At 60.9% G+C, this 21,594-nt stretch carries 20 protein-coding genes; 8 read left to right on the forward strand and 12 right to left on the reverse strand.

Annotated features, from left to right (window positions below; translation table 11 throughout):
* Positions 1-10 precede the first annotated feature (10 nt).
* Together AC0N03_RS07580 and gcvA are read right to left on the reverse strand one after the other, a co-directional pair.
* A complete protein-coding gene (locus tag AC0N03_RS07580; protein ID WP_474288038.1) occupies positions 11-169 on the reverse strand; it encodes a hypothetical protein in 159 nt (52 codons plus the stop codon).
* A 98-nt stretch (positions 170-267) separates the two neighbouring features.
* Positions 268-1,191 carry a transcriptional regulator GcvA gene (gene gcvA / locus AC0N03_RS07585; protein WP_474288039.1) on the reverse strand — a complete coding sequence of 308 codons (924 nt, stop codon included), beginning with the start codon at positions 1,189-1,191 and terminating at the stop codon, positions 268-270.
* A 96-nt stretch (positions 1,192-1,287) separates the two neighbouring features.
* Between gcvA and AC0N03_RS07590 the strand changes: the two genes are divergently transcribed.
* From AC0N03_RS07590 to AC0N03_RS07605, 4 genes are all read left to right on the forward strand, one after another.
* A complete protein-coding gene (locus AC0N03_RS07590; protein ID WP_474288042.1) occupies positions 1,288-1,500 on the forward strand; it encodes a hypothetical protein in 213 nt (70 codons plus the stop codon).
* A gap of 111 nt (positions 1,501-1,611) precedes the next feature.
* Positions 1,612-2,133, forward strand: a complete 522-nt coding sequence (locus AC0N03_RS07595) for a SixA phosphatase family protein (RefSeq protein ID WP_474288043.1) — start codon at positions 1,612-1,614, stop codon at positions 2,131-2,133.
* A 52-nt stretch (positions 2,134-2,185) separates the two neighbouring features.
* On the forward strand, positions 2,186-3,628 hold the full coding sequence (locus tag AC0N03_RS07600) for a YcjX family GTP-binding protein (RefSeq protein ID WP_474288044.1): 1,443 nt from the start codon (positions 2,186-2,188) through the stop codon (positions 3,626-3,628).
* Positions 3,625-4,659 (forward strand): YcjF family protein, encoded by a 1,035-nt coding sequence (locus tag AC0N03_RS07605; RefSeq protein ID WP_474288045.1) that lies wholly within the window; start codon positions 3,625-3,627, stop codon positions 4,657-4,659. Before AC0N03_RS07600 ends, AC0N03_RS07605 begins: the two co-directional genes overlap by 4 nt.
* Here AC0N03_RS07605 and AC0N03_RS07610 read toward each other — a convergent pair.
* The 3 genes from AC0N03_RS07610 to AC0N03_RS07620 all read right to left on the reverse strand — a co-directional run bounded on the left by AC0N03_RS07610 (position 4,616) and on the right by AC0N03_RS07620 (position 6,522).
* Positions 4,616-5,533, reverse strand: coding sequence for a protein-methionine-sulfoxide reductase heme-binding subunit MsrQ (locus tag AC0N03_RS07610; protein ID WP_474288046.1), 918 nt, complete (start codon positions 5,531-5,533; stop codon positions 4,616-4,618). The genes AC0N03_RS07605 and AC0N03_RS07610 overlap by 44 nt on opposite strands.
* A gap of 142 nt (positions 5,534-5,675) precedes the next feature.
* Positions 5,676-5,996 (reverse strand): 2Fe-2S iron-sulfur cluster-binding protein, encoded by a 321-nt coding sequence (locus AC0N03_RS07615; RefSeq protein WP_474288047.1) that lies wholly within the window; start codon positions 5,994-5,996, stop codon positions 5,676-5,678.
* A 91-nt stretch (positions 5,997-6,087) separates the two neighbouring features.
* Positions 6,088-6,522 (reverse strand): Hpt domain-containing protein, encoded by a 435-nt coding sequence (locus AC0N03_RS07620; RefSeq protein ID WP_474288048.1) that lies wholly within the window; start codon positions 6,520-6,522, stop codon positions 6,088-6,090.
* 277 nt (positions 6,523-6,799) lie between these two features.
* Between AC0N03_RS07620 and AC0N03_RS07625 the strand changes: the two genes are divergently transcribed.
* On the forward strand, positions 6,800-11,689 hold the full coding sequence (locus tag AC0N03_RS07625; protein WP_474288050.1) for an apolipoprotein A-IV repeat region-like domain-containing protein: 4,890 nt from the start codon (positions 6,800-6,802) through the stop codon (positions 11,687-11,689).
* 183 nt (positions 11,690-11,872) lie between these two features.
* Here AC0N03_RS07625 and AC0N03_RS07630 read toward each other — a convergent pair whose 3' ends face one another.
* Genes AC0N03_RS07630 through AC0N03_RS07645 form a run of 4 tightly spaced genes read right to left on the reverse strand, consistent with a single transcriptional unit; the run spans position 11,873 to position 15,533 of the window.
* Positions 11,873-12,445, reverse strand: a complete 573-nt coding sequence (locus AC0N03_RS07630) for an ABC-type transport auxiliary lipoprotein family protein (RefSeq protein ID WP_474288051.1) — start codon at positions 12,443-12,445, stop codon at positions 11,873-11,875.
* Position 12,446: 1 nt separating this feature from the next.
* A complete protein-coding gene (locus AC0N03_RS07635; RefSeq protein WP_474288052.1) occupies positions 12,447-13,580 on the reverse strand; it encodes an MlaD family protein in 1,134 nt (377 codons plus the stop codon).
* A gap of 14 nt (positions 13,581-13,594) precedes the next feature.
* Entirely contained in the window at positions 13,595-14,392 is a 798-nt protein-coding gene (locus AC0N03_RS07640; RefSeq protein WP_474288053.1) for an ABC transporter ATP-binding protein, read from the reverse strand.
* A gap of 7 nt (positions 14,393-14,399) precedes the next feature.
* Positions 14,400-15,533: an ABC transporter permease gene (locus tag AC0N03_RS07645; protein ID WP_474288111.1), complete on the reverse strand. Its 1,134-nt coding sequence runs from the start codon at positions 15,531-15,533 to the stop codon at positions 14,400-14,402.
* Between the two features lie 86 nt (positions 15,534-15,619).
* On the opposite strand from AC0N03_RS07645, the gene dgcA reads away from it, so the two are divergent.
* Positions 15,620-16,603 (forward strand): N-acetyl-D-Glu racemase DgcA, encoded by a 984-nt coding sequence (gene dgcA / locus AC0N03_RS07650; protein WP_474288054.1) that lies wholly within the window; start codon positions 15,620-15,622, stop codon positions 16,601-16,603.
* On the opposite strand, the gene AC0N03_RS07655 is transcribed toward dgcA, so the two are convergent.
* The 3 genes from AC0N03_RS07655 to AC0N03_RS07665 all read right to left on the reverse strand — a co-directional run bounded on the left by AC0N03_RS07655 (position 16,565) and on the right by AC0N03_RS07665 (position 19,639).
* Positions 16,565-17,788 carry an MFS transporter gene (locus AC0N03_RS07655; RefSeq protein WP_474288055.1) on the reverse strand — a complete coding sequence of 408 codons (1,224 nt, stop codon included), beginning with the start codon at positions 17,786-17,788 and terminating at the stop codon, positions 16,565-16,567. The genes dgcA and AC0N03_RS07655 overlap by 39 nt on opposite strands.
* A gap of 130 nt (positions 17,789-17,918) precedes the next feature.
* On the reverse strand, positions 17,919-18,536 hold the full coding sequence (locus tag AC0N03_RS07660) for a helix-turn-helix domain-containing protein (RefSeq protein WP_474288056.1): 618 nt from the start codon (positions 18,534-18,536) through the stop codon (positions 17,919-17,921).
* Positions 18,537-18,604: 68 nt separating this feature from the next.
* Positions 18,605-19,639, reverse strand: a complete 1,035-nt coding sequence (locus AC0N03_RS07665; RefSeq protein ID WP_474288057.1) for a DMT family transporter — start codon at positions 19,637-19,639, stop codon at positions 18,605-18,607.
* A 39-nt stretch (positions 19,640-19,678) separates the two neighbouring features.
* Here AC0N03_RS07665 and AC0N03_RS07670 point away from each other — a divergent pair, with 39 nt between their 5' ends.
* Complete coding sequence (locus tag AC0N03_RS07670; protein ID WP_474288058.1) at positions 19,679-20,497, forward strand: UDP-2,3-diacylglucosamine diphosphatase; 819 nt, start codon at positions 19,679-19,681, stop codon at positions 20,495-20,497.
* Positions 20,497-21,564, forward strand: a complete 1,068-nt coding sequence (locus AC0N03_RS07675) for a glycosyltransferase family 4 protein (RefSeq protein ID WP_474288059.1) — start codon at positions 20,497-20,499, stop codon at positions 21,562-21,564. The genes AC0N03_RS07670 and AC0N03_RS07675 overlap by 1 nt, the downstream gene beginning before the upstream one ends.
* The last annotated feature ends 30 nt before the right edge of the window (positions 21,565-21,594 follow it).

Genomic DNA, 21,594 nt, shown 5'->3' on the forward strand with positions numbered 1-21,594 from the left:
GCCGTTCAGTTCAGCACTTGCGGCCGGTGTCGAGATCCATCTTCACGTCAACGCATTTCTTATGCGGCGTGGGAATGCTGGCCTGTACCGGGGCTGGCGGCGTGGTGGCGCAGGCTGCCAGACCGAGCGCGAGCGTGAGGGCGATAACCGGGCGGATGAGAATGTTCATTGACTGACCTTTTATTTTATTTTGGTTTCCTCCCCTGCGCCGCATCGATGGCAATTTTGCGGCAATCGCAGGGCAGGAAAAGGCCTGTCCGTCATTTTCTAAGCTCTGACAGCATCCGCAGCGGCGGCTTCGATCAGCCATTCGCGGAAAGCGACGATTTTGGGCGTCTTTACCCGGTCCTTGCGACACACGAAATAATAGCCGTAAGGCGTATGCACATTGATGTTGAACGGCGCAACAAGCCGGCCCGCCTCCATTTCGCTGGCGGCAAGCGCTTTGGTCATCAAGGCGACGCCCTGCCCCTGCACCGCAGCCTGAAGCGCAATCGACATCTGTGAAAACCAGACCCCGCGCCCGGTCTCGACATTGGTGACGCCCGCAGCCGCCAGCCAAGTCTCCCAGGTCGGCCAGGTGTCATAATTGGGGTTCCATTCCAGATGGAGAAGCGTGTGATGCGCCAGATCGGCGGGTGTGCGGATGGCGCGGGGGCCCTCGAGCAGGCTGGGCGCGCAGACCGGAAAAAGATCCTCGTCGAAAAGATGGGTGGCATGGAGATCAGGAAACGAGCCCTGCGACCAGCGGATCACCGCATCGACATTATCGCGCCATAAATCCCGCACCTCGGTGGTGGCATCAAGCAGCACATCCATCTCGGGATGACGCTTCTTGAAATCGCCGATGCGGCCAACCAGCCATGTCGCCGCAAAAGAGGGCGAGGAATTGATGACAAGGCGGCTGTGGCCCGAGGCCTCGCGCATCCGGCGCGCGCCGCGAAACAGCATGTCGAAGCCCTCGCGCAGGTCGATAAGGCCGGCATGGCCAGCTTCGGTCAGTGTAAGACCTCTTCCGCTGCGCTGCACAAGAGGAGCACCAATCTCAGCTTCCAGAAGGCGGATTTGCTGCGCCACGGCCGCTTTGGTGACATTGAGTTCGGTCGCGGCGGCAGAAAAGCTCAGATGCCGCGTAACGGCCTCGAAGGCACGCAGGGCATTGAGGGAGGGCAGACGTTCCAGCTGGCTCATCGTATAGTTTTTCTTGACTGAACAGAAATGAACTCTGCCTTCAATTTTCCATATTTTCAAGTATAAAGACGCCAACCCCACATTGGAATTAAAGAAATGCGCCCCACAACAACTTCTTTCTCCCCTTCTTCCTCCCTTATCGGCGAACTGACCTCGTCAGTCGTTAAAATTGTGTTAAGTTTTTCTGACCATGCCCGCCGCATTGCCGACGCGCATGACGCGCGCGAGCGTTTTGCCCACATGCGCGAGAATCACCTCTCAGACATCGGCCTGACCGACGCCGACAGGGACTACCGGCTGACCCGCTAAGGGAATGCTGCAACTGCGAAGGCCAGCGGAATCCCCTCCCCCGCTGGTCTTCGTATTTTTACGCCCGATATTGCCATTGCTGATGACCCGCATTTGGCGTTAAATCGCGGCATGAACCGCCGACTTCTCATCCTCCGCCACGCCAAGGCCACGCCCCACAGCGCCGCCGATCACGCCCGGGCGCTCGCGCCGCGCGGGCTGAAGGACGCCGCACGCATGGGACGTTATCTGCTCGCGGAACACCTCTGGCCGGATATCGTTCTGGCCTCGAATTCGCGGCGCACGCTCGAAACCGCCAAACTCGCCGCTGCCGCTTTCGATCCGCCGCCGCCTGTGCAGCCGGATGCGCATATCTATCTCGCCGATGCTGCCCGCTTGCTGCATGTGGTGCGGGACATTCCCGACGATGCAAAGAGCTGTCTTCTGGTCGGCCATAACCCCGGAATGCATGAGCTTGCGATCCTGCTTGCTGGCTTTGGCGACCGCTATGCGGCAGCGCGGCTGCAAGCCGCCATGCCGACCTGCAGTCTGGCCGTAATCGATTTCGATACCGATTGGGCGCAGATCAGTCCTCATAAAGGCCGTCTTGATCGGTTCATCGTGCCGGATGATCTCGAAAAAGCCGAATCCTGACCTTACACTCGCGCGTCGGAGCCCCCATATCTGACGGGGAGCCCGACCCGACGTGAACCTGTTTCAATCCCTTGCCGAATCCATTGCGCTTGAAGCGCGGATCACCGCCGCCAGCGTTGGCGATTTTGCCCGTGGCGGCGCGATCCGCCTTGGCGTCACCGGCCTGTCGCGGGCAGGAAAGACGGTCTTTGTCACGGCGCTGGCGCATAATCTGTTGCACCGCTCGGCGTTCCCCGTCTTTCGCGTAGCGGCGGAGGGACGATTGTCCGGCGTCAGCCTGCAGCCCCAGCCCGATCAGGCGGTTCCGCGCTTTGCGCTGGAAGAGCATGTCGGCGCCCTCACACGCGACCGGCAATGGCCGGACTCAACCCGCGCCGTCTCGCAATTGCGGCTTGATCTTGAATTCAGCCGCAAAGGCGGCTGGCGGAGCAGACCCGCGCATCTGGCGGTTGATATTGTCGATTATCCCGGCGAATGGCTGCTTGATCTGCCTCTGCTCACCAAAAGTTATGAAACATGGGCGCGGGAAAGCTGCGAGGCCGCTGAACAGCCGGACCGGCAGGCGCTGGCAGAGCCTTGGCGGCAATTCTGCCGCGAAACCGATGCGGCCCTGCCAGCTTCGGAGGATCGGGCCCGTCAGGCGGCAGAGCTTTTCACCGCTTATCTGCGCGCCTGCAAAAGCGGAGCGCTGGCGCTCTCAACGCTTTCACCGGGGCGCTTTCTCTGGCCCGGCGAATGGGCGGGCGCACCGGCACTGACTTTCGCACCGCTGCATAAGCCTGCCGCGCATGACAACGCCTCGCTCTGGGCCATGATGGAAAGCCGGTTCGAGGCCTATAAGAAATATATCGTCCTGCCGTTTTTCCGTGACCATTTTGCACGGCTTGACCGCCAGATCGTGCTTGTCGACGCGCTGACGGCGCTCAATTCCGGACGGACAGCGCTGCAGGACCTCGAAACGGCGCTGAACGACATCCTGAGCGCCTTTCGCCTCGGGCGCGGCGGTCTGCTCGGACATGTTTTCCGGCCGCGCATAGACCGGGTGCTTTTCGCCGCAACCAAGGCCGATCATCTCCATCACAGCCAGCACGAGCGCCTCGAAGCCATTTTGCGGCTGCTCATCGCACGCGCCCTCAGCCGGGCGGAAAGCCTTTCGGCGAAGGTCGATGTGGTGGCGCTCGCCGCTTTGCGCGCCACACGCGAGGCCCGTGTCACGCAGCGCGGGCGCAGCCTTGAGGCGATCATCGGCACCCCGCTCGCCGGCGAAAGCATAAACGGCGATATATTCGACGGCCAGACCGAAGCCGCCGTTTTTCCCGGCGAACTGCCGCAGAATGCGCAGGATATTTTCAGCAGGCGCCAGCCGGTGCAGCCGCCGAAAGCACCCGATCTGCGCTTTCTGCGCTTCCGCCCGCCGCTGTTGCACCCGGGCGAGCCTTTCGCCCATATAAGAATGGACCGCGCCCTTCAGTTTCTGCTCGGAGATGTGACATGACCCCGGAAACACCGCGCCCGCAGGCTTTCCGCCTCGACCGTCCCGATGTCCATATCGGCGCGGAACCGGCGCACAAGCCTGTGCATGTCGAACCGCAGCCCGACACCTTCGGCTCCGGCGAGCTGCCGCGCGAAGAACAGATCATCGAACAGGCGCAGCAGCCGATGCTGGCGCGATCCGGCATTTTGAGCTGGGGCGGACTTTTCTGGTCTTCGCTGGGTGCGCTTGTGCTGCTGGCCCTCGCGCTCTGGATCGACGACATCGTGCTCGGCCTTTTTACCCGCTCCGCCGCTCTGGGCTGGTTTGGAGTGACGCTGGCCGGCCTCATGCTGGCATCGGCGCTGGCCCTGCTGACGCGCGAGGTGCTGGCATTTAGAAAACAGAAGCAGATTGCCGCGCTGCATCAGGATTTCGCGCATGCGGAAGCCGCCGACAATCAGTTGCTGGCGCGCGATCTGGTGCGCCACCTGTCCGCGCTTTACGCGCACCGGCCCGAGACAGCCAGCGCCCGCGCCCTTGTCGCCCATCTGTCGGGCGAAATTGTCGACGGACGCGACCTCATCCATATTGCCGAGCGCGAGCTTCTGCAAAAGCTGGATGCCAAGGTACAGAGCGAGATCGGCGCGGCAACGACCCGCGTCTCCATGGTGACGACATTTGCTCCGCGCGCCATTTTCGACATGGTGTTCGTGGCCGGACAGGCGATCTGGCTCATTCGCCGCATCGCGGAAATTTATGGTGGCCGCCCCGGACTTCTCGGTCTGATCCGGCTCATACGATCGGTGGCGCTGCATCTCGTCATGACCGGCGGCATGGCGGCTGGCGACAATATCCTGCAGCAATTCATTGGCCACGGCCTTGCCGCCCGCATTTCGACCCGCATCGGCGAGGGCGTGCTCAACGGCATCCTGACGGCGCGCGTCGGACTCTCCGCCATGGCCCTGTGCCGGCCAATGCCATTTTTTCTTGAACCGGCGCCGGGCCTGACTAAGGTCGCGCCATCTTTGTTCGCGAAAAAGCCGCAAGGCTGACCTTCAGACCCGCGCTGCGGCCAAAATCCAGCAGCATCAGCGCTATTCCCAGCAGCAGCACCCACCAGCTCATGGTCACGTCGCTGACCGAAAAATCATCGGCAAGGTGCCAGCCGTCGAGGAAATTGAAATTATTGGCGAGCACCATAAGCAAGTCTATGCCGTTGCGCCAATGGTACCATGAGGCCTCAAGCAGGGCCGTCAGCACGGCCGCGCCAGCGCCGAGCACGCCAAGAGCCGCGCCGCTCGCCGGCCAGCCGCGCTTGAGCGCCATCCGGTAAAGCATGAAATAGATATAAAAGCCGCACACAAGCACGGCGCGGGTGACATCCAGCTTCGACTGGATCAGGTAATGCACGAGTCCGAGCGCCGCGATCAGGTAAATCAGCTTGTGCAGGCGGTTCCAGCGCACCGGACCCATGCGCCGGATCATCGCATCGGTCGAGGTGGCGGCCAGCGCCGCAAGGCCGAGCAGAGCGACAAAGCCGATGGTCAGATAAAAGCGCAGGAGAATTTCCCGCCCGACCACAATGAGGTTCCATTGCTGGTCGATGGTGTACAAGGTCAAATGCAACGCCACATAGGCAAATGCGGATACGCCGATCATCCGCCGCACCAGAATAAGCCTCGACCAGTTCAGAATGCGCCGCAGCGGCGAGATCATCAGCGAGAGCACCACGAATCGGATCGCCCAGTCGCCCAGACCGTGCAAGGCCAGCGTTATCGGTTTGGGTTGCAGCCAGCCCAGCGCCAGTTCAACGGCTATGTACAAGCCCGGCGCAATCATGCCCGCAAGCGTCAGCGCCTTGAGCCAGGAAAAACGCCCCTGCCGATCAAGCCAGGGCAAAAATCGCGGTTCGAGAGCAAAAGACATGGCCAGAACTTTCATATCGCGGATGAGCCCGGAAATGGGCTCATCTCAAGATACGCAAGACAGCGGCAAAGGCTTCACACATCGGTTCACTTTTATGTGAAGGCGGCGCAGAGCAGGTCGCTCCGCGCACCAGCCGGGAGCCTCAGCCCTGCCGTACCGGCGTCGAAACCACCAGCCCGTTAAGGTCTTCCGTGATCTTTATCTGGCAGGACAGGCGCGATGTCGGCTTCACGTCCGAGGCAAAATCCAGCATGTCCTCTTCCATGGATTCAGCTTTGCCAACCTTGTCCATCCAGGCCGGATCGACATAAACATGACAGGTGGCGCAGGCGCAGGCGCCGCCGCACTCGGCCTCTATCCCCGGAACGCCGTTCTTGATGGCTGTCTCCATCAGTGTGGCTCCGGCTTTGGCCTCCACTTCCCGGGATTTGCCTGCCGAGTCTATAAATGTCACCTTGATCATGTCGCTCTCATTCAATGGATGTTGCGCACGCGCATGCTTATGGAAAAGTCGATGCGCCTACATAGTCGCCCGCGCTGCAAAGGAAAAGGGGCTAATCCCCGCTCGCAGCCAAGATATTGGTTAATAGCTCGCGGGTCAGAGCGAGAGCTTCGGCAAGACCTTGCGCCCGCGCGCCGACACAATCCTCATCCGCCCCTTCGCGCACGGCCTGCTCAAGCGCCGCGGCGGCAAAGGCTACGCGCTGCGCGCCAATGGCAAGCGCCGCTCCCCTGATCCTGTGTGCGGCATCGCCGAGCTGGCTGGCCGAGCCGGGCCATTGCGCCGCAAGACTCGGCAATGAATGTCCGGTTTGCCCCGCCAGTTCCAAGAACAGCTCCAGAAGCTCGCGCTCAACGCCGCGGTCGCCGCAGGACTGCGCGGAAAGATGCTGCCTGTCGAGGACCAGCAGGGAATTTCCATCCTCGCCCGGATCACGGCCAGCGGCCCCGCCATCCGGGAGCGATGCGCCGCAAAAAAATGGGAACATGGAGTTCTCCCGGCAGAAAGGGGCGAGAAACAGCAGGCCAGCCGCTGCCTCTCAAGATGATCAGCCGAGCAACCACTTATAATCAAATGGTAATTTCCGCGTTAACGACGTTTATAAATCTTGATTGTTCACAGTTTCTTTCGTCTTCACATCGCGATATGTTAAAAAGGTGTTAACTAAATTGCTAGGGTGCGGCAGAAGCAGGTTGATTATCTGATAGGATGATCGTTCTGTCTGCACACTGGCAGACGCGTAAGTCAGAGTAAAAGGCAGAGACATGGCACAGCAAAGACCTGGACAGGATCCCGCAAGCGCAGCACTGTCGGCGATTGAGGAAGCCCTGAACCTGTCGCTGGACGACAAGGTTGAAGACAAGGTTGAAAATGCGCCGGAGCAGCCGAAGACGCCTGCCGCCGAGCCGGTGCTTGAAATCAAGTTGCCGCATGTCGAAGCCAATGTTGGCGAATTCAAGCCGCTGAATGCCGCCAAGCCTGAGCGCGGCGCCGCTAAACCGGCGGAAACCCCAAGATCAGCCAGCGATAAGAAGTCTGCCCTCGCCGCGACGGCAAGCCGTCCGGCCAACGACGACCGCAAGATGGCGGCACAGATCGTGCAAGCCATGCAGATCCGGCCAAGCCGGCTGCCGGTGGTGGCAGCAGTCGCGGCCTCCATCCTCTGGCTTGGCCTGAGCGGCTTTTACATCCGTAATTCGCTTGATCTCGGGCAGAGCGGCTTTCTGAGCGCCCTCATCGGCAGCGAGCGCTTTCCGTCCTGGCTAATGCTTGCCTTCGGGCCGGTGTTGTTTTTCTTTATAATTGCGGCGCTGGTGCGCCGGGTTCAGGAAATCCGGCTGAGCGCGCAATCCATGGCCAAGGTCGCCATGCGCCTTGCCGAACCGGAAACCATGGCCAGCGAGCAGGTGATCACTCTGTCGCAGGCCATCCGCCGCGAGGTCGCCTCCATGGGTGACGGCATCGAGCGTGCTCTGGCACGGGCCAGCGAACTCGAGACCATGGTGCGCACCGAAGTTTCCAACCTCGAACGCTCCTACACCGACAATGAACGACGCATCCGTATTCTGGTCGACGGTCTGGCCAGCGAGCGCGAAGCCATCATCAATCATTCCGACAAGGTGCGCATCGCCATCTCGGGCGCCCATGACAAGCTGACCAGCGATCTCGAGCATGTCTCGCGCGCACTGGTCACCCGCGTCAACGACGTCGGCGATCAGGTGACGTCGCGCCTCGGCGCCAAGGGCGAGGAAATCGCTTCCAATATCGGCGCAACCAATGAGCAGATCATCGAGCAGCTCTCCTATCAGAGCCAGAAAATCTCGGCGCAGCTCGGGCAGTCCAATGCCGATATAGCGGCAACCATCGACAGCCGCATTGCCGAACTCGACCAGCATTTCCGCGCCACCTCGGCCAGCCTCGTCGCCGAATTCACCGGCGTTGGCGAGCAGCTCAACGAAAAGATCAGCTATACGAGCCGCGGTATTGCTGAAGACGTCGTGCAGCAGAGCGAGCGGATCATCGCCCAGATCGGCGAAACCAGCACAAGATTGCAGCAGACCGTCGGCGTCGACGGCGCCGCACTGACGGCGCGTCTGGCCGAAACCGGCGACAGGATCGCCGAGATGCTTGTCGCCCGCACGACGGAAGCCCATGAATTGTTCCACGCCTCCGGCGAAGCTTTCGCCAGCATGCTCGACGAGCGCCAGACCCATATCCACAGCGAGCTGACGCGCCATTCCTCGACGCTGGTCAACCATTTCAGCGAAGCCTCGCTGCATGCGCTGCAGTCGATGGGCGAACATGCCGGGCGCATCCAGCAGGGCCTGAGCGAAGTGGTTGTGGGCGCGGCGCAGTCTCTGCACGCCCATTCCAGCGATTTCAACGACCAGATCCGCGCCTCCACGCAAAGCGCCATGGATACGATGGCGGCGGAGACCGCGGCTCTTGACCAGCGCATCAGCGCCAGCACCCGTCATGCCGCGGAAACATTGCGGCAGGAAAGCCAGGCTCTGCACAGCCAATATGAGCAAACAGTGGGTCAGGCCGTTCATGTGCTCAACGAACAGGGCAGCACGCTTGCAGGGCGCTATCAGGCAACGGTTGATTCCAGCCTTCAGGCTCTCAACGAGCAGGGCAGCGCTCTCGCCGAACATTACAGCGCCACCGTTGACAACGCCCTCAGAACCTTGCAGCAGCAGAGCGGCGCTGTCAGCGGCCAATACCGCTCCATCGTCGATGAGAGCCTGCAGGCGCTCAATGAACAGGGCGGCGCGCTGGTCGGTCAGTATCAGTCCACCATAGAACAGGCGACAGCTGCGCTTGATGAAAAAGGCGGCGCACTCCTCGGACAATATCAGTCCACGATTGCGCAGGCGGTGCAGACGCTGGATGAAAAGGGCGGCGCGCTGGTCAGCCAGTTGCAGAATTTCGATCACCGGCTGCAATCCACGACCGAACAGGCAACCTCCGCCATCCGCATCCATGGCGATGCCTTCCACACCGAATATCAGCAGACAGTTCAGGGCGCGGTCAACGCTCTGGCCTATCAGGGCGAAGCATTCAACACCCAGTTCATTTCCACCGTCGAGAATGCCCTTTCGACCTTCTCGCAAAACGCCAGAACGCTCGATCAGAAATTCGCCCAGACCGCCAGCGAAACCATTGCGGCCGTCGGTATGCATGGCGAACGCGTGAACGAAACTCTCGTCGAGCGGCTCAACGCGTTTGAAGACGCCATTCTTACCCATGGCGGCGAACTCACCAACCGGATCGTCAGCGAGGCTGATCGCTTCACGACGATTGTCGATGAACGTCTGAGCGCGGTCAATGAAGCCTTCACCGTGCATGGCGATGCCTTCCTCAATGATCTCGACATCAGAACCCGCACCACTGCGGAGCAGCTCGAAGCCCGTATCGTTGAATTTGAAAGCCGCGCGGTCACCAAGTCGAGCGAGATTTCCACATCCTTCGATACGCTTATCACCAAGATCGATGCCGGCCTCGATGCCCGCTCGGCGGCGCTCAACGACATGCTCGCACACCGCGCGGTAGAAGTGGCCCGTGTGCTCAGCGAAGGCGGCAGCGAAGTCACCCGCGCCCTCGATGCCAAGGTCGGCGAAATCGACTCCATCCTGCTGGCGCATTCGACGGCGCTTACCGAAACACTGGCCGGCAAGGCGGAAGAGATCAATCAGACGCTTGGCGGACGCGCGCACGAAATCGCCGGAACGCTCGACGAGCGCATTGCCACATTCGAGGAGCGGGTTGTGCGGCGTCTTGATGCCGTGGCCTCGGAACTCGACAGCCGCAGCGCCAATGTCGCGGACATCCTGCGCGAACGGGCGCACGATATTGCCAGAATCCTCGAAGCGCAGAGTTCCGCGCTCGATTCCGGCACGGTCTCCATCCGCACCCTGCTCGAAACCGAAGGGCGCGACCTTGTGCAGGCCCTGCAGGAACGTGGTGGCGACGTGACCCGCGAAATCGCTTCGATCGGCGATCTCGTCGCCCGCGCCATCGAGTCGCGCGGCTTCGCCATTGCCGACCATCTGGCCCGCCAGCAAAACGAACTGACCTCGGCTCTCGATCAGTCGAGCGAGGCCATGCGCACCAGCATCGAAGCACAGACGCAGGAATCCGTACATGCCCTGCAGGATACGAATTCGCGTATCAGCAGCGAACTCGCCGCCCTGCTCGCAGAACTCGGCAACCAGAACCAATCGCTGGAATCGCTGGCCAAAAACACGCATCAGGCCCTTGGCCTTATCGAGAACAACCTTGGTGCCCGCGTCAAGGAATTCGATCTGGCGCTGACCAACATCCATCAACAGATCAATACGCTGTCGCAAACTTCCGCCGCCACGCTTGGCAACGCCACCGGCATTGCCGAACAGCTTGGCCGGCAGGGCGAAGCGCTGGCCCAGACGTCCGGCGAATTGCTCCGGGCGCAGGGCGAGGTGGACGGCGCGCTTGAACAGCGTATTCAGAGCCTTGAATCGCTGCTGGGCCGCGTCAACGAGCGCAGCGACGATCTCGACAGCGTCATGCGGGCTTTTGCCGGCATGATCGAAGAATCGTTCCGCAACGCCGAAGCGCGCGCCCGTGAAATCGGTGCCTATCTGGCCCAGTCGACGGAAACGGCGCAATCGTCCATCGGACAGCATTTCGAGGCGATCCGCTCCACAACCGGAAAAGAGCGCGAGCGCACGGCAAGCGCGCTGCGCGCCGCCTACGAACAGGCCAAGGCCGAAATGGAAGAGATTTTCTCCGGCACCGCTTCGAAGTTCAAGGATTCGACCGAAGAACTCCTGTCGATGTCCAATGCCATCCGCCGCGAACTCGACGCAACGCGCGAGGAACTGCGCCGCAACACCGAAGAACTGCCGAAGGAAACTGCAGCACAGACGGCAACCCTGCGCCGGGTCGTCGCCGACCAGCTGAAGGCGCTGAACGAACTGACCGAAATCGCCAACAGATCGGGCCGCGGCCTGGATGTGGCCCCGCCGGAGAACCCTGTCGGCCATCGTCGCTTCGCCGAGCCACTGCCTAAAGCACGCGCGCCTGAACCAGCCGTCCGCCAGCCTGTTGCTGAGGCGCCGGCGCGTTTCAACGTGCCGCCCGCACCTGCTCCGGCGCCGCAGGCGCCGCGCGAGGAGATTGTGCGGCCAAGGCCTGCCCAGCAGCCAGCGGCCCTGCCCCGGCAGACGACGCCGACGGCGCAGGAACGCTCGGGCGGCGGCTGGCTGTCTGATCTGCTCAACCGTGCATCCCGCGACGATGAGAACCGCCAGACCGCACGGCCAGCAGCGGCTCCGGTTCAGGCGCTTGACTCGCTCTCGCTTGACATTGCCCGCATGGTGGACGCCGATGCCGCCATTGACGCCTGGGATCGCTACCGCGCTGGTGAGAGCAATGCCTTCGGGCGGCGGCTCTATACCCAGCAGGGTCAGACCACCTTCGAGGAAATCCGGCGCCGTTATCGCACCAATTCCGATTTCCGCGAAACAGTGGATCGCTACATGCAGGAATTCGAGCGCCTGCTTGGCGAGGTCAACCGCAATGACCGGGACGGCAGCCTGACACGCACCTATCTGGTCTCTGACACCGGCAAGGTCTACACGATGCTGGCCCATTCCGCAGGCCGCTTCGACTAGCCCCGGATATCTCAACCAGAAAAGCAAAAACCCCGCGTAATGCGGGGTTTTTCATGCGATGCGCTCAATAAGTTCCGGCTTCATCCGGCAGGCTCATGCTTCAACGGGCCCAGCATGAGGGGAGTTTATGTCACACACCCCGTCGCAGGCGAAGAAGGCGGGTCAAGGCCGCGCGGACAAGCGTTAAAGACTTTTGGCAGTCCAGCCGATAATCTGCTTCATGACGTCCGTCAGCGCACTATCCAGCCCGGCAGTGACGGCCTGCGGATCAGTCCCCGATTGCGCAGCCGCATGCCTGAATGTCTGCGTCGCGACAATTTTGCCGGTTCGGTCATTGATCAGCTTGGCTTCAATCTCGACAACCACCTCGCCGGTACCGGGGTTCCATTCAAAGGCGCGAATTTCCGTGTCCAACTGGTCGTCAGGCACGATGCGCCCGCCGGGCCGGGCCACATGAATCACGCGATGCGTGTTCTCAAAACTTTGCACAAGCCGCGCCTGCACCATTTCAGGCAGGCGCGAGGCCCATTCCGCGCCCGGCAGATAAGCCAGCTCATTTTCGCCATGGCGCACGAGAATCCGCCGCGAATCGAGAAATTCTCCGGCCAGCGGCGTCGAAACCACCAGTTGCGCGGCAACCTTGCGGCCTGCGGGCAACTCGGTCCGCAAGGCCGATAAATCATAGGAAGCGGGCGGCGCGCTGGCGCAGCCTGCCAGCAACAACACGGTTCCGCCTGCGAGCAACAGCCGCCTCATATCAGTTCCCCTTATAATCGGGCAATTCGGGCTTGGCGCCGAAGATGAATTGCTGCGGATTGGATTGCAGCGAACGCAGCGATCGGTTCACCTCGTTGAGCGAATGGCGGGCATCGCTCGTCAGGCTTTCAAGATCGCGCAGCCCCGGCCCCGTGAAGCGGTTGATGCCAGCACTCATTTCCGCGGTGCGCTTGTCAAGATTGACAGCCAGCGTATGAATTGAGCGGGCGGCATCGGATATATTGGCGAACATGCCCTTGCCGTCTGGCGAGGACACAACGCCGTTCATGGTGGCAACGAGGCCATCGAGCTTATCAGCCGTCGCATTGAGCTTTGCCGTCAGATCCCGCGCATTAGTGATAATATCCTTGAGCGAGGCCTTGTTATCCGCAAGCACACCGGAAAACTGATCGAGATTATGCACAATGTTGCGCACCTGATCGGGATCAACAGCCTTGACGAGCGTATCGGCATCGCCGGAAAGCAGTTTCAGTTTGTCGGCAAGCGGCCCGACAGTGCTGCCAAGATCGCCAACACCCTTCAGGAAGGCATTGATGCCGTCCTTGTTGCTGGCCAGCGTCTGCGAGAAATCCTCGACATTCTTGACAGTATTGTGGATGGAATCGGCATTGTCGCCGAAAATCTTGTCGGCTTTCGCAAGAACGGAATCCGCCTTGGCGGAAAGCCCCTGAACGGATTCCAGCAGATTCTGGAGATCGGAACGCTCGGCATTGATTATGGGTGGTCCGCCGTCAGCAGGAACCGGCAACGGCGGCGAGGTTGCCGATCCGCCCGTCATGGCTATGGCGGCGACGCCGGTCAGGCCGGTAAATTCCAGCCGTGCCTTTGTATCGGATTTGATCGGCGTATGCGCGGCGACGGACACGAGCGCCGCCACATGGCTGGGGTCGTCTGCAACGAGGTCGATCTGCTGGACTTCGCCGACGCGCACGCCGTTGAACAGCACGTAGGAGCCGCGCGAAAGCCCCGAAACCGACCCGGCAAAGATGATCTGATATTGCTTCAGGCCTACGGTCTTTGTGCCGCCCGAGAACCAATATACAAAAAGAAATCCCGCAGCGATCATCGCCAGCGTGAAAGCGCCTATCAGTGCATAGTTTGCACGGGTCTCCATTCAATGCCCGATCATCAAGAATGAATCACTGCATCCTGCAGGATACGCGATCTTTTACCGTGGAAATAGGCATGAAGCCAAGGATCATTCGAGGCTTCCAGCTCAGAAATCGGCCCTTCCATGATAATTCGTCCTGATCCAAGCGCCGCAACACGGTCACAGGAGCTGTAAAGACTATCAAGGTCATGTGTCACCATGAAGACCGTCAGTCCGAGTGTCTTCTGCAAGGTGACGATGAGTTCGTCAAATTCGCCCGCGCCGATCGGATCGAGACCGGACGTCGGCTCGTCGAGAAACAGCACGTCCGGATCAAGCGCAAGCGCCCGCGCCAGAGCCGCGCGCTTGATCATGCCGCCGGAGAGTTCGGATGGATATTTATCGGCAGAGTCGCGCGCCAGACCGACAAGATCGATCTTGAGCATGGCCAGTTCATCCATCAGTTCCTGGCTGAAATGCAGATATTCCCGCATCGGCACCTGAATATTCTGTTTGACGGTGAGCGCCGAGAACAAGGCGCCCTGCTGGAACATGACACCGAATCGCCGCTCTATGCGCTGCAATTGCACCTTGCTCAGCTGGCTTATATCCTGCCCGAAGACCTCGATTGTGCCGCTGCGGATCGGCGTAAGGCCAAGAATGGCGCGGGTGAGTACGGATTTGCCGCTGCCGGACGGGCCGATAAAGCCCAGAATTTCGCCGCGGCGCACATCGAGATCGAGCCCGTCAAGAATGATCTTCGGCCCGAAGCCGACGACAAGCTTCTTCGCGGCAAGAATGACGGGAGAAGCGGAATGGCGGTCAGGAGCAGTCATCGCGGCCTCAATAATGCACACCGGCAAAATAGACGGCGAACAAACCATCTACGACGATCACCATGAAAATGGATTTGACGACAGAAGCCGTCACCTGCCGGCCAAGGGATTCCGCCGAGCCGCCGACAGCAAAGCCCTCGACGCAGGCATTGAGCCCGATCACCAGCGCCATGAACGGCGATTTGATCAGACCCACGAGAAATGTGTTGAGGCCGATGGCCTCCTGCAACCGGTCCAGATACACCGGCGGAGATATGTCGCCATAAAGCCATGCAGTCACCAATCCGCCAAAAAGGGCCGTCATGTCGCCAAGAAAGGTCAGGATCGGCAAGCTGATCACCAGCGCCAGCACACGCGGCACGATGAGCACTTCATTCGGATCAAGGCCCATCACCCTTATGGCGTCGATTTCCTCGCGCATCTTCATCGAGCCCAGCTCGGCCGTAATGGCAGAGCCGGAACGGCCGGCGATCATAATCGAGGTGAGGAGCACCGCCAGTTCGCGCAACACCAGAATGCCGATCAGATCGACGGCAAAAGGCGCGGCACCAAAACGCTGCAGCTGAAAAATGCCCTGCTGGGCGACAATGCACCCGACAAGAAAATTGATCAGCCCGACGATGGGTACGGAACGGAAGGCGATACGCTCAATCTGAAACACCAGCGATGTCAGACGGAACCGGCGCGGACGCTTTGCCAGCCGCACAAGGGCTGTCATCATTTCGCCCAGAAACGCCATGCCGGCGAAAAGGTCCTTCAGCGCAAAGACGACGCTGGACCCGATATCGGCCAGAAAAGAAATGAACAGGGAAAACGACTCGCGCTTGGCCGGTTCAAATATGCGAAAATGCGCCTCACGCAGCAGAATGGCCTGCGTTTCGCTGACACCGGTGAGAGAAACGCTGATTTTCCGCTCCGCCAGAAGCGCCCTCGCCCGGTCGATCACCCAGGCGCCCGCCGTATCGAGCTGTTCGATGCCGCTCAGGTCAAGCGCGACCGCCGCCTGCCCTTCGCCCTGGCGCGACAGTTCTCCGGCCTGTTTCTCCAGTTCCGCGCCGGATGCCACGCTCCAGTCGCCCGTCAGCGCCAATACGAGCTGATTGCCATCCTGCGACGGAGAAAAACCGATATTTGCCCGCATCATTCACCGGAGCTATAAGCCAAGCACACCACCGGACCCTTTATCATAGGACCGCCGCAGCTTATACGAACATAATGAAAGACCGCATGACACGCCAGCTCCATATCACGCACGAGAGCTTCGAGCTTGCACAAGCCTTTGTTATTTCAAGAGGAAGCCGCACACACGCGCATGTGCTCACCATAGATTTGAACGAGAACGGCATAAGGGGACGCGGCGAATGCGTGCCCTATGCCCGATATAGCGAGACGCTTGATTCGGTCACGCAGCAGATAGAATCCATCCGCGCCGCGATCGAGAACGGGCTCGATCGTCATGAATTGCAGAACGCCCTGCCCGCAGGCGCGGCGCGCAACGCCGTAGATTGTGCTCTGTGGGATCTGGAGGCGAAAAAATCCCGCGTGCCGGCTTTCGTGCTGGCCGGACTTGACCGCCTCAGCCCGGCGACAACCGCCTATACGCTCTCGCTCGGCACGCCGGAAAGCATGGCTGCGGCCGCGAAGGCCGCCGCCGGTCGGCCGGTGCTGAAAATCAAGCTCGGCGGCGCCGGAGACGCCGCGCGCCTGCGCTCCGTGCGCCAGGCCGCGCCCGATGCCGTGCTGATCGTCGATGCCAACGAAGCCTGGAGCGAAGCGCTCTATGCAGAAAATATAGCCGCCTGCGTCGCGGCAGACGTCGCGCTCGTCGAGCAGCCCTTCCCGGCCGGGCAGGATGGCCTGCTGGCCCGTCTGCCGCGCCCCATCGCCGTCTGCGCCGATGAATCGGTGCATGATCGTCAGGGTCTGGCCGCCCTTCGCCCGCTTTATGACGCGGTCAATATCAAGCTGGACAAAACCGGCGGCCTCACCGAGGCGCTGGCGCTGGCCGAAGCTGCGCGTGCGCTCGGTTTCAGCCTTTTCATCGGCTGCATGGTCGGCACGTCGCTGGCCATGGCTCCAGCGATGCTGCTCACGCCGCAGGCCCGGTTTGTTGATCTCGATGGGCCGCTGCTGCTGGCCAAAGACCGCGAAAACGGCCTTGAGTACAACGGCTCACTCGTACATCCACCCCGTCCCGCCCTCTGGGGCTAGGCCGCCGCTGCGGCGCAGGCGCCAGACAAGAAGGATCATGCCAAGGCCCAGAACGGCCGGTGCGATCATGAAAAAAGCGCCCGGACGGCCCCATTCGGCATAGATCGGGCCGCAGGCGGTCGTGGCCAGCGCCATGAACAACGAATTGGCTGCGCCGTAATAGCCCTGCGCCTGCGCCAGACGGCTGCTGGGCACCAGGCGGGAGATCAGATACATCGTGCCAAGGTGCGTGGCGCAGAAGCTCAGTCCATGCATGGCCTGCGTCGCCATGATGCCGGTTCCGCCAAGATCGAAGCCGGTAATGCTCCAGCGCAGGATCGCGGAAACCGCCCCCACCATGAAAAATGTCATGGCATTGGCTGCGCCGCCCAGATAACGCCCGGCAACCTGAAACATGATGATCTCGGTGAAAACACCCATCGCCCAGGCCAGCCCGATGAACGCATCCGAATGGCCGCGCCCGCGCCAGTCGATCGAACCGAATGTGTTGATCATCGCATGACTGCATTGCACCAGCGATGCCGCGACTATCACCAGAACCACAAGATCGACGCGCAGGATCCGCTCTCTGATCTGCGGCTTGGCCGCCCGTGCGGCGCGCGGCTTGTTGCTGGACAGCAGGTTGACCGCCGTCAGCGCCTGAATGACGGCGGCCATAACCAGCAGCCAGATAATCGCCTCCGATGGCAGAATTCCGGCGAGAAAGCCGCTCATCACCATGCCGACCAGCACCAGAATCGAGCCCCATGAACGGATCGTGCCGTAATGAAGCGTGGAATCATCCTCCACCTGATGCAGGATGAGCACGTCGCTCAGGGGCATCAGCGAGCCCTGAAACAGGAAGGTCACGCCGGTGATGATCATGATCGGCCAGAACCCGTGGGCGAAGGTGAGCGCCACATAGCCCGCCAATGTCGCCAAAGCGCCGAAAACAATTGTCTCGCCGACGGCATTGCGGCGATTGGCCAGCCCCAGCACAATCGGATTGCCGATCACGCGGGCGATCAGCGGCACCGCGATGACAATGGCGATCTGTGCCGAATCAAGCCCCCGCGCCGCCAGCCATATCGGAAAGAATGGAGCAAAAATGCCGACATAAAAATAAATCGCCCCGCACAGGAACGAAAGCTGAAACGCAGGCGAGAACGAGCGCAGCGAAAATGAAGGCAGCGGGAGCGAGGACATCAGGGCGCGGTAACCGGGAGAATAAAGGCATCAGGAACAACGATATTACGGCAGAATAAAGTTGATTGCGTCAAACCGGCATGAAAATAACACATGGCTGGCATGTCAGCCTGCGCCTGTTGTTCCACCCCTATTCCATCACCGCCGCTTTCAGAATGCAGACCATGGTGGCATGCGCCGGCCTGCCGGAGCGGTTGCGGATAACGTGATGCCGGTCGCAGCGATAGCGCAGGGTCTCGCCCGGTCCGGCGCGCTCGATAACGCCGCCGACCTCGACCTCGAGTTCCCCTTCCAGCACGGAAAGCGATTCGATGGAGCCACGCTGGTGCGGGTCAGATTCAAGCACGCCGCCGGGCTCGGCGCGAAAATCATACCATTGCAGCCAGTCGACGGTCTTGATCCAGCCGGTAATATCAAGACGGCATTTGCCGTCATCTGAAATCAGCAGCGGCGTGTCTCCCTTGGAGGTCTTCTCGACGAAGGGCTCGTCGTCGGAGCGTTGCAGCATCTTCTCAATCGAGACGTCCAGCGCCTGCGCCAGCCGCCACATGGTCGCCAATGTCGGATTGGTTTCGTTGCGCTCAATCTGGCTGATGATCGATTTGGCGACGCCCGATTGTTCGGACAATTCGGAAATAGAATAATTGGTCGCCTTGCGCAGGCGCTGCACCGTTTTGCCCAGCTGGCCGCTGAGCGCCGTTGCGCCCGCTTCCAGCACCTTGACCTTGTCCTTGCCTTCGATACCCATGGAGCCTCCGGCGCGGATCATACCAAATTTGTTTGAAATAAAGAACGATTTTTAAGCGGCAAACGGCATCAGGAAAGTGGCGGCGCGCGCGTGCCGCTGGCAAGATATCCCAGCCTGTGCTCGCGCCAGATCACGAAAATGCCGGACGCGGCGACGATGACGGCACCTTTGACGACAAGGCCGGACGGCAGATCGCCGAACGCAAAAAAACCGATAAGGCTGGCCCACAACATCGATGTGTAATCGAACGCCGCGACGACAGAGGCATCGGCAAGCCGGTAGGATTCCGTCATCAGAATCTGCGCCGATCCGCCAAGCACGCCTATGCCAAGAAGGAAAGCCAATCCGGCCCAGCCCGGCCAGACCCAGCTCTGCGACAGCAGCCAGCGCCCGATCTCGCCCCGGTCCGGCGCCAGCAGCGGCAGAAAGGCGCTGGCCAGACCCATGATTGTCGTCAGGAGCGAGAAATAGAACACAATGGCACCGGTCTGCTCGGTCTGGGTCAGACGCCGGGTTTGTGTCATGGCCGCGGCCGAACAGGCAGCGCCGGCCAGCGCCAGGAGCGCGCCTGCGCCCCTCCCGCCGGCAATGGCCGAAGCCAGCCCCAACTGGTCGTAAAGCATGATGAGAACGCCGATAAAGCCGACGCCAACCGCCGACCATCGATAGATGCGCACAGTTTCCTTCAGAATGAGCGCGGCAAGAGCCACGCCGATCAGCGGCGTCACGAAGCCGATGGCCGTGACATCCGGCAAGGGCAGCAAGGCCAGCGACCCGAAGCCGAAAAACATGCCGCCGGAGCCGATCAGCCCGCGCAGCAGATGGCCGAAAGGGCGTTTGGTGAAAATCGCCCGTGGAAACTGCCCGCGCCCGTGCAGCCAGCCCACCAGAACCATCATGGCCAGAGCAGACCGGAAAAACACCATTTCGCCGGTCGGCACTTCGGCTGATTCGGCACGGATGAGCGCATTCATCACCGTAAAGGCGATGGTCGAGAGCAATTTCAGGCAAATTCCCAGCAACACGACCCGTTTCTCCTGCAGGACCAGCCCCGATCGCCCGTGATTCAGGGCTTGCGCGGCACTGTCATACAGACGCAACATGAAACTGGCTAAGCTTCCTGCGTCAACAGGATAAAAGCCGTGGTCAAGACAAAATCCACCCGCCGTTACCGTACCCTCTTCATTTCAGACCTGCATCTGGGCTCGAAAGCCTCGCAGGCCGAACTGATGCTCGACTTTCTCAGGGTGAACGATGCCGATACAATTTATCTTGTCGGCGACATCATCGACGGATGGCGTCTGAAATCCGGCTGGTATTGGCCGCAATCGCACAATGACGTGGTGCAGAAACTGCTGCGCAAGGCCCGCAAGGGCACGAAAATGGTTTATATCCCCGGCAATCACGACGAGTTTGCCCGGCAGTTCGTCAAGCTGACCTTTGGCGGCATCGCGATCCAGCGCCGCGCGCAGCACCTCACCGCCGACGGCAAAACCTTCCTGATCATGCATGGAGACGAATTCGATCTTGTTGTGCATAACGCGCGCTGGCTCGCCTATCTCGGCGACTGGGCCTATGATTTCGCGGTTTTCGTCAACCGATATTTCAATTTCTTCCGCCGCAAGCTCGGCTTTCCCTATTGGTCCTTCTCAGCCTGGGCCAAGCTCAAGGTGAAAAAAGCCGTCAATTTCATCGGAGCCTTCGAAACCGCGCTTGCGGACGAGGCGCGCCGCGCGGGTGCGGACGGGATCATCTGCGGCCATATCCACCATGCCACGATCCGCGACATTGAAGGCATCACCTATATGAACACCGGCGATTTCGTTGAATCCTGCACCGCCATTGCCGAGCATGAGGATGGCCGGATGGAGATTCTGCACTGGCACAAGGAGGTCGAACAACGCCAGCACCTTCTGCTGGTCGATGCCGGGCCGGAGACTGCGGATCAGGCGGCCGCCTGATGCATATCCTGATCGCCACCGACGCCTGGACGCCGCAAGTCAACGGCGTCGTCCATTCGCTCAGGGCGATGACGGCGGCGGCGCAGAAACTGGATGCGCGGTTTACCTTCGTCACGCCGAAGGAATTCCGCACCCTGCCCCTGCCGACCTATCCAGATATCCGGCTTTCGCTGGTCACGTCGCGCCAGCTTGGCCGGTATATAGAACAATCTCGCGCCGATCATGTGCATATTGCCACCGAAGGACCGATCGGATTTGCGGCACGGCGCTATTGCATGAGCACGGGACGCGCCTTCACCACCTCTTATCACACGCGTTTCCCGGAATATATCGCCGCGCGGGCGCCGGTGCCGCTCAGCTTCACCTATGGCCTGATGCGCCGCTTCCATAACAGGAGCAGCGGTACAATGGTCTCCACCGCCAGCGTCGAGACCGAACTGGCAGCGCGCGGCTTCACCCATCTCATGCGCTGGTCGCGCGGGGTCGACCGCCAGATGTTCTCGCCCGCCCGGCGACGCGACCTTGCGCTCAAGGGGCCGATATTTCTTTATGTCGGCCGAGTGGCGGTGGAAAAAAACATCGAAGCCTTCCTGCGGCTTGACCTGCCCGGTAGCAAGATCATCGTCGGCGATGGTCCTGCCCGCGCATCGCTGCAGGCGCGCTATGCCGACGCGCATTTCGTGGGCATGAAATCCGGCATCGAACTAGCCGAATTTTACGCCAGCGCCGATGTATTCTGCTTTCCCAGCCGCACCGACACATTCGGCATTGTTCTGCTTGAGGCGCTGGCCAGCGGCCTGCCCGTCGCCGCCTTTCCGGTTGCCGGCCCGCTTGATGTCATCGGCGGCTCAGGCGCGGGCGTGCTCGATGAGGACCTGCAAAGCGCCTGTCTTGCGGCGCTGGATATTCCGCGCGATGCGGCGCTTGATCTTGCAGCGCGCTATTCCTGGGAGAACAGCGCCCGGCAGTTTCTCGACAATATTGCCGCCTCGCACAAAAACATTGCTCAGCGCACAACAAGCCGGATGACCAGATCGGCAAGCCTTGTCGGTGAACCAGAGGTCTGAACCGGTCTCGCTGTTGGCGCTGCACAAAAC

It is taken from the genome of Methylocystis sp. sgz306128 (assembly GCF_056032725.1).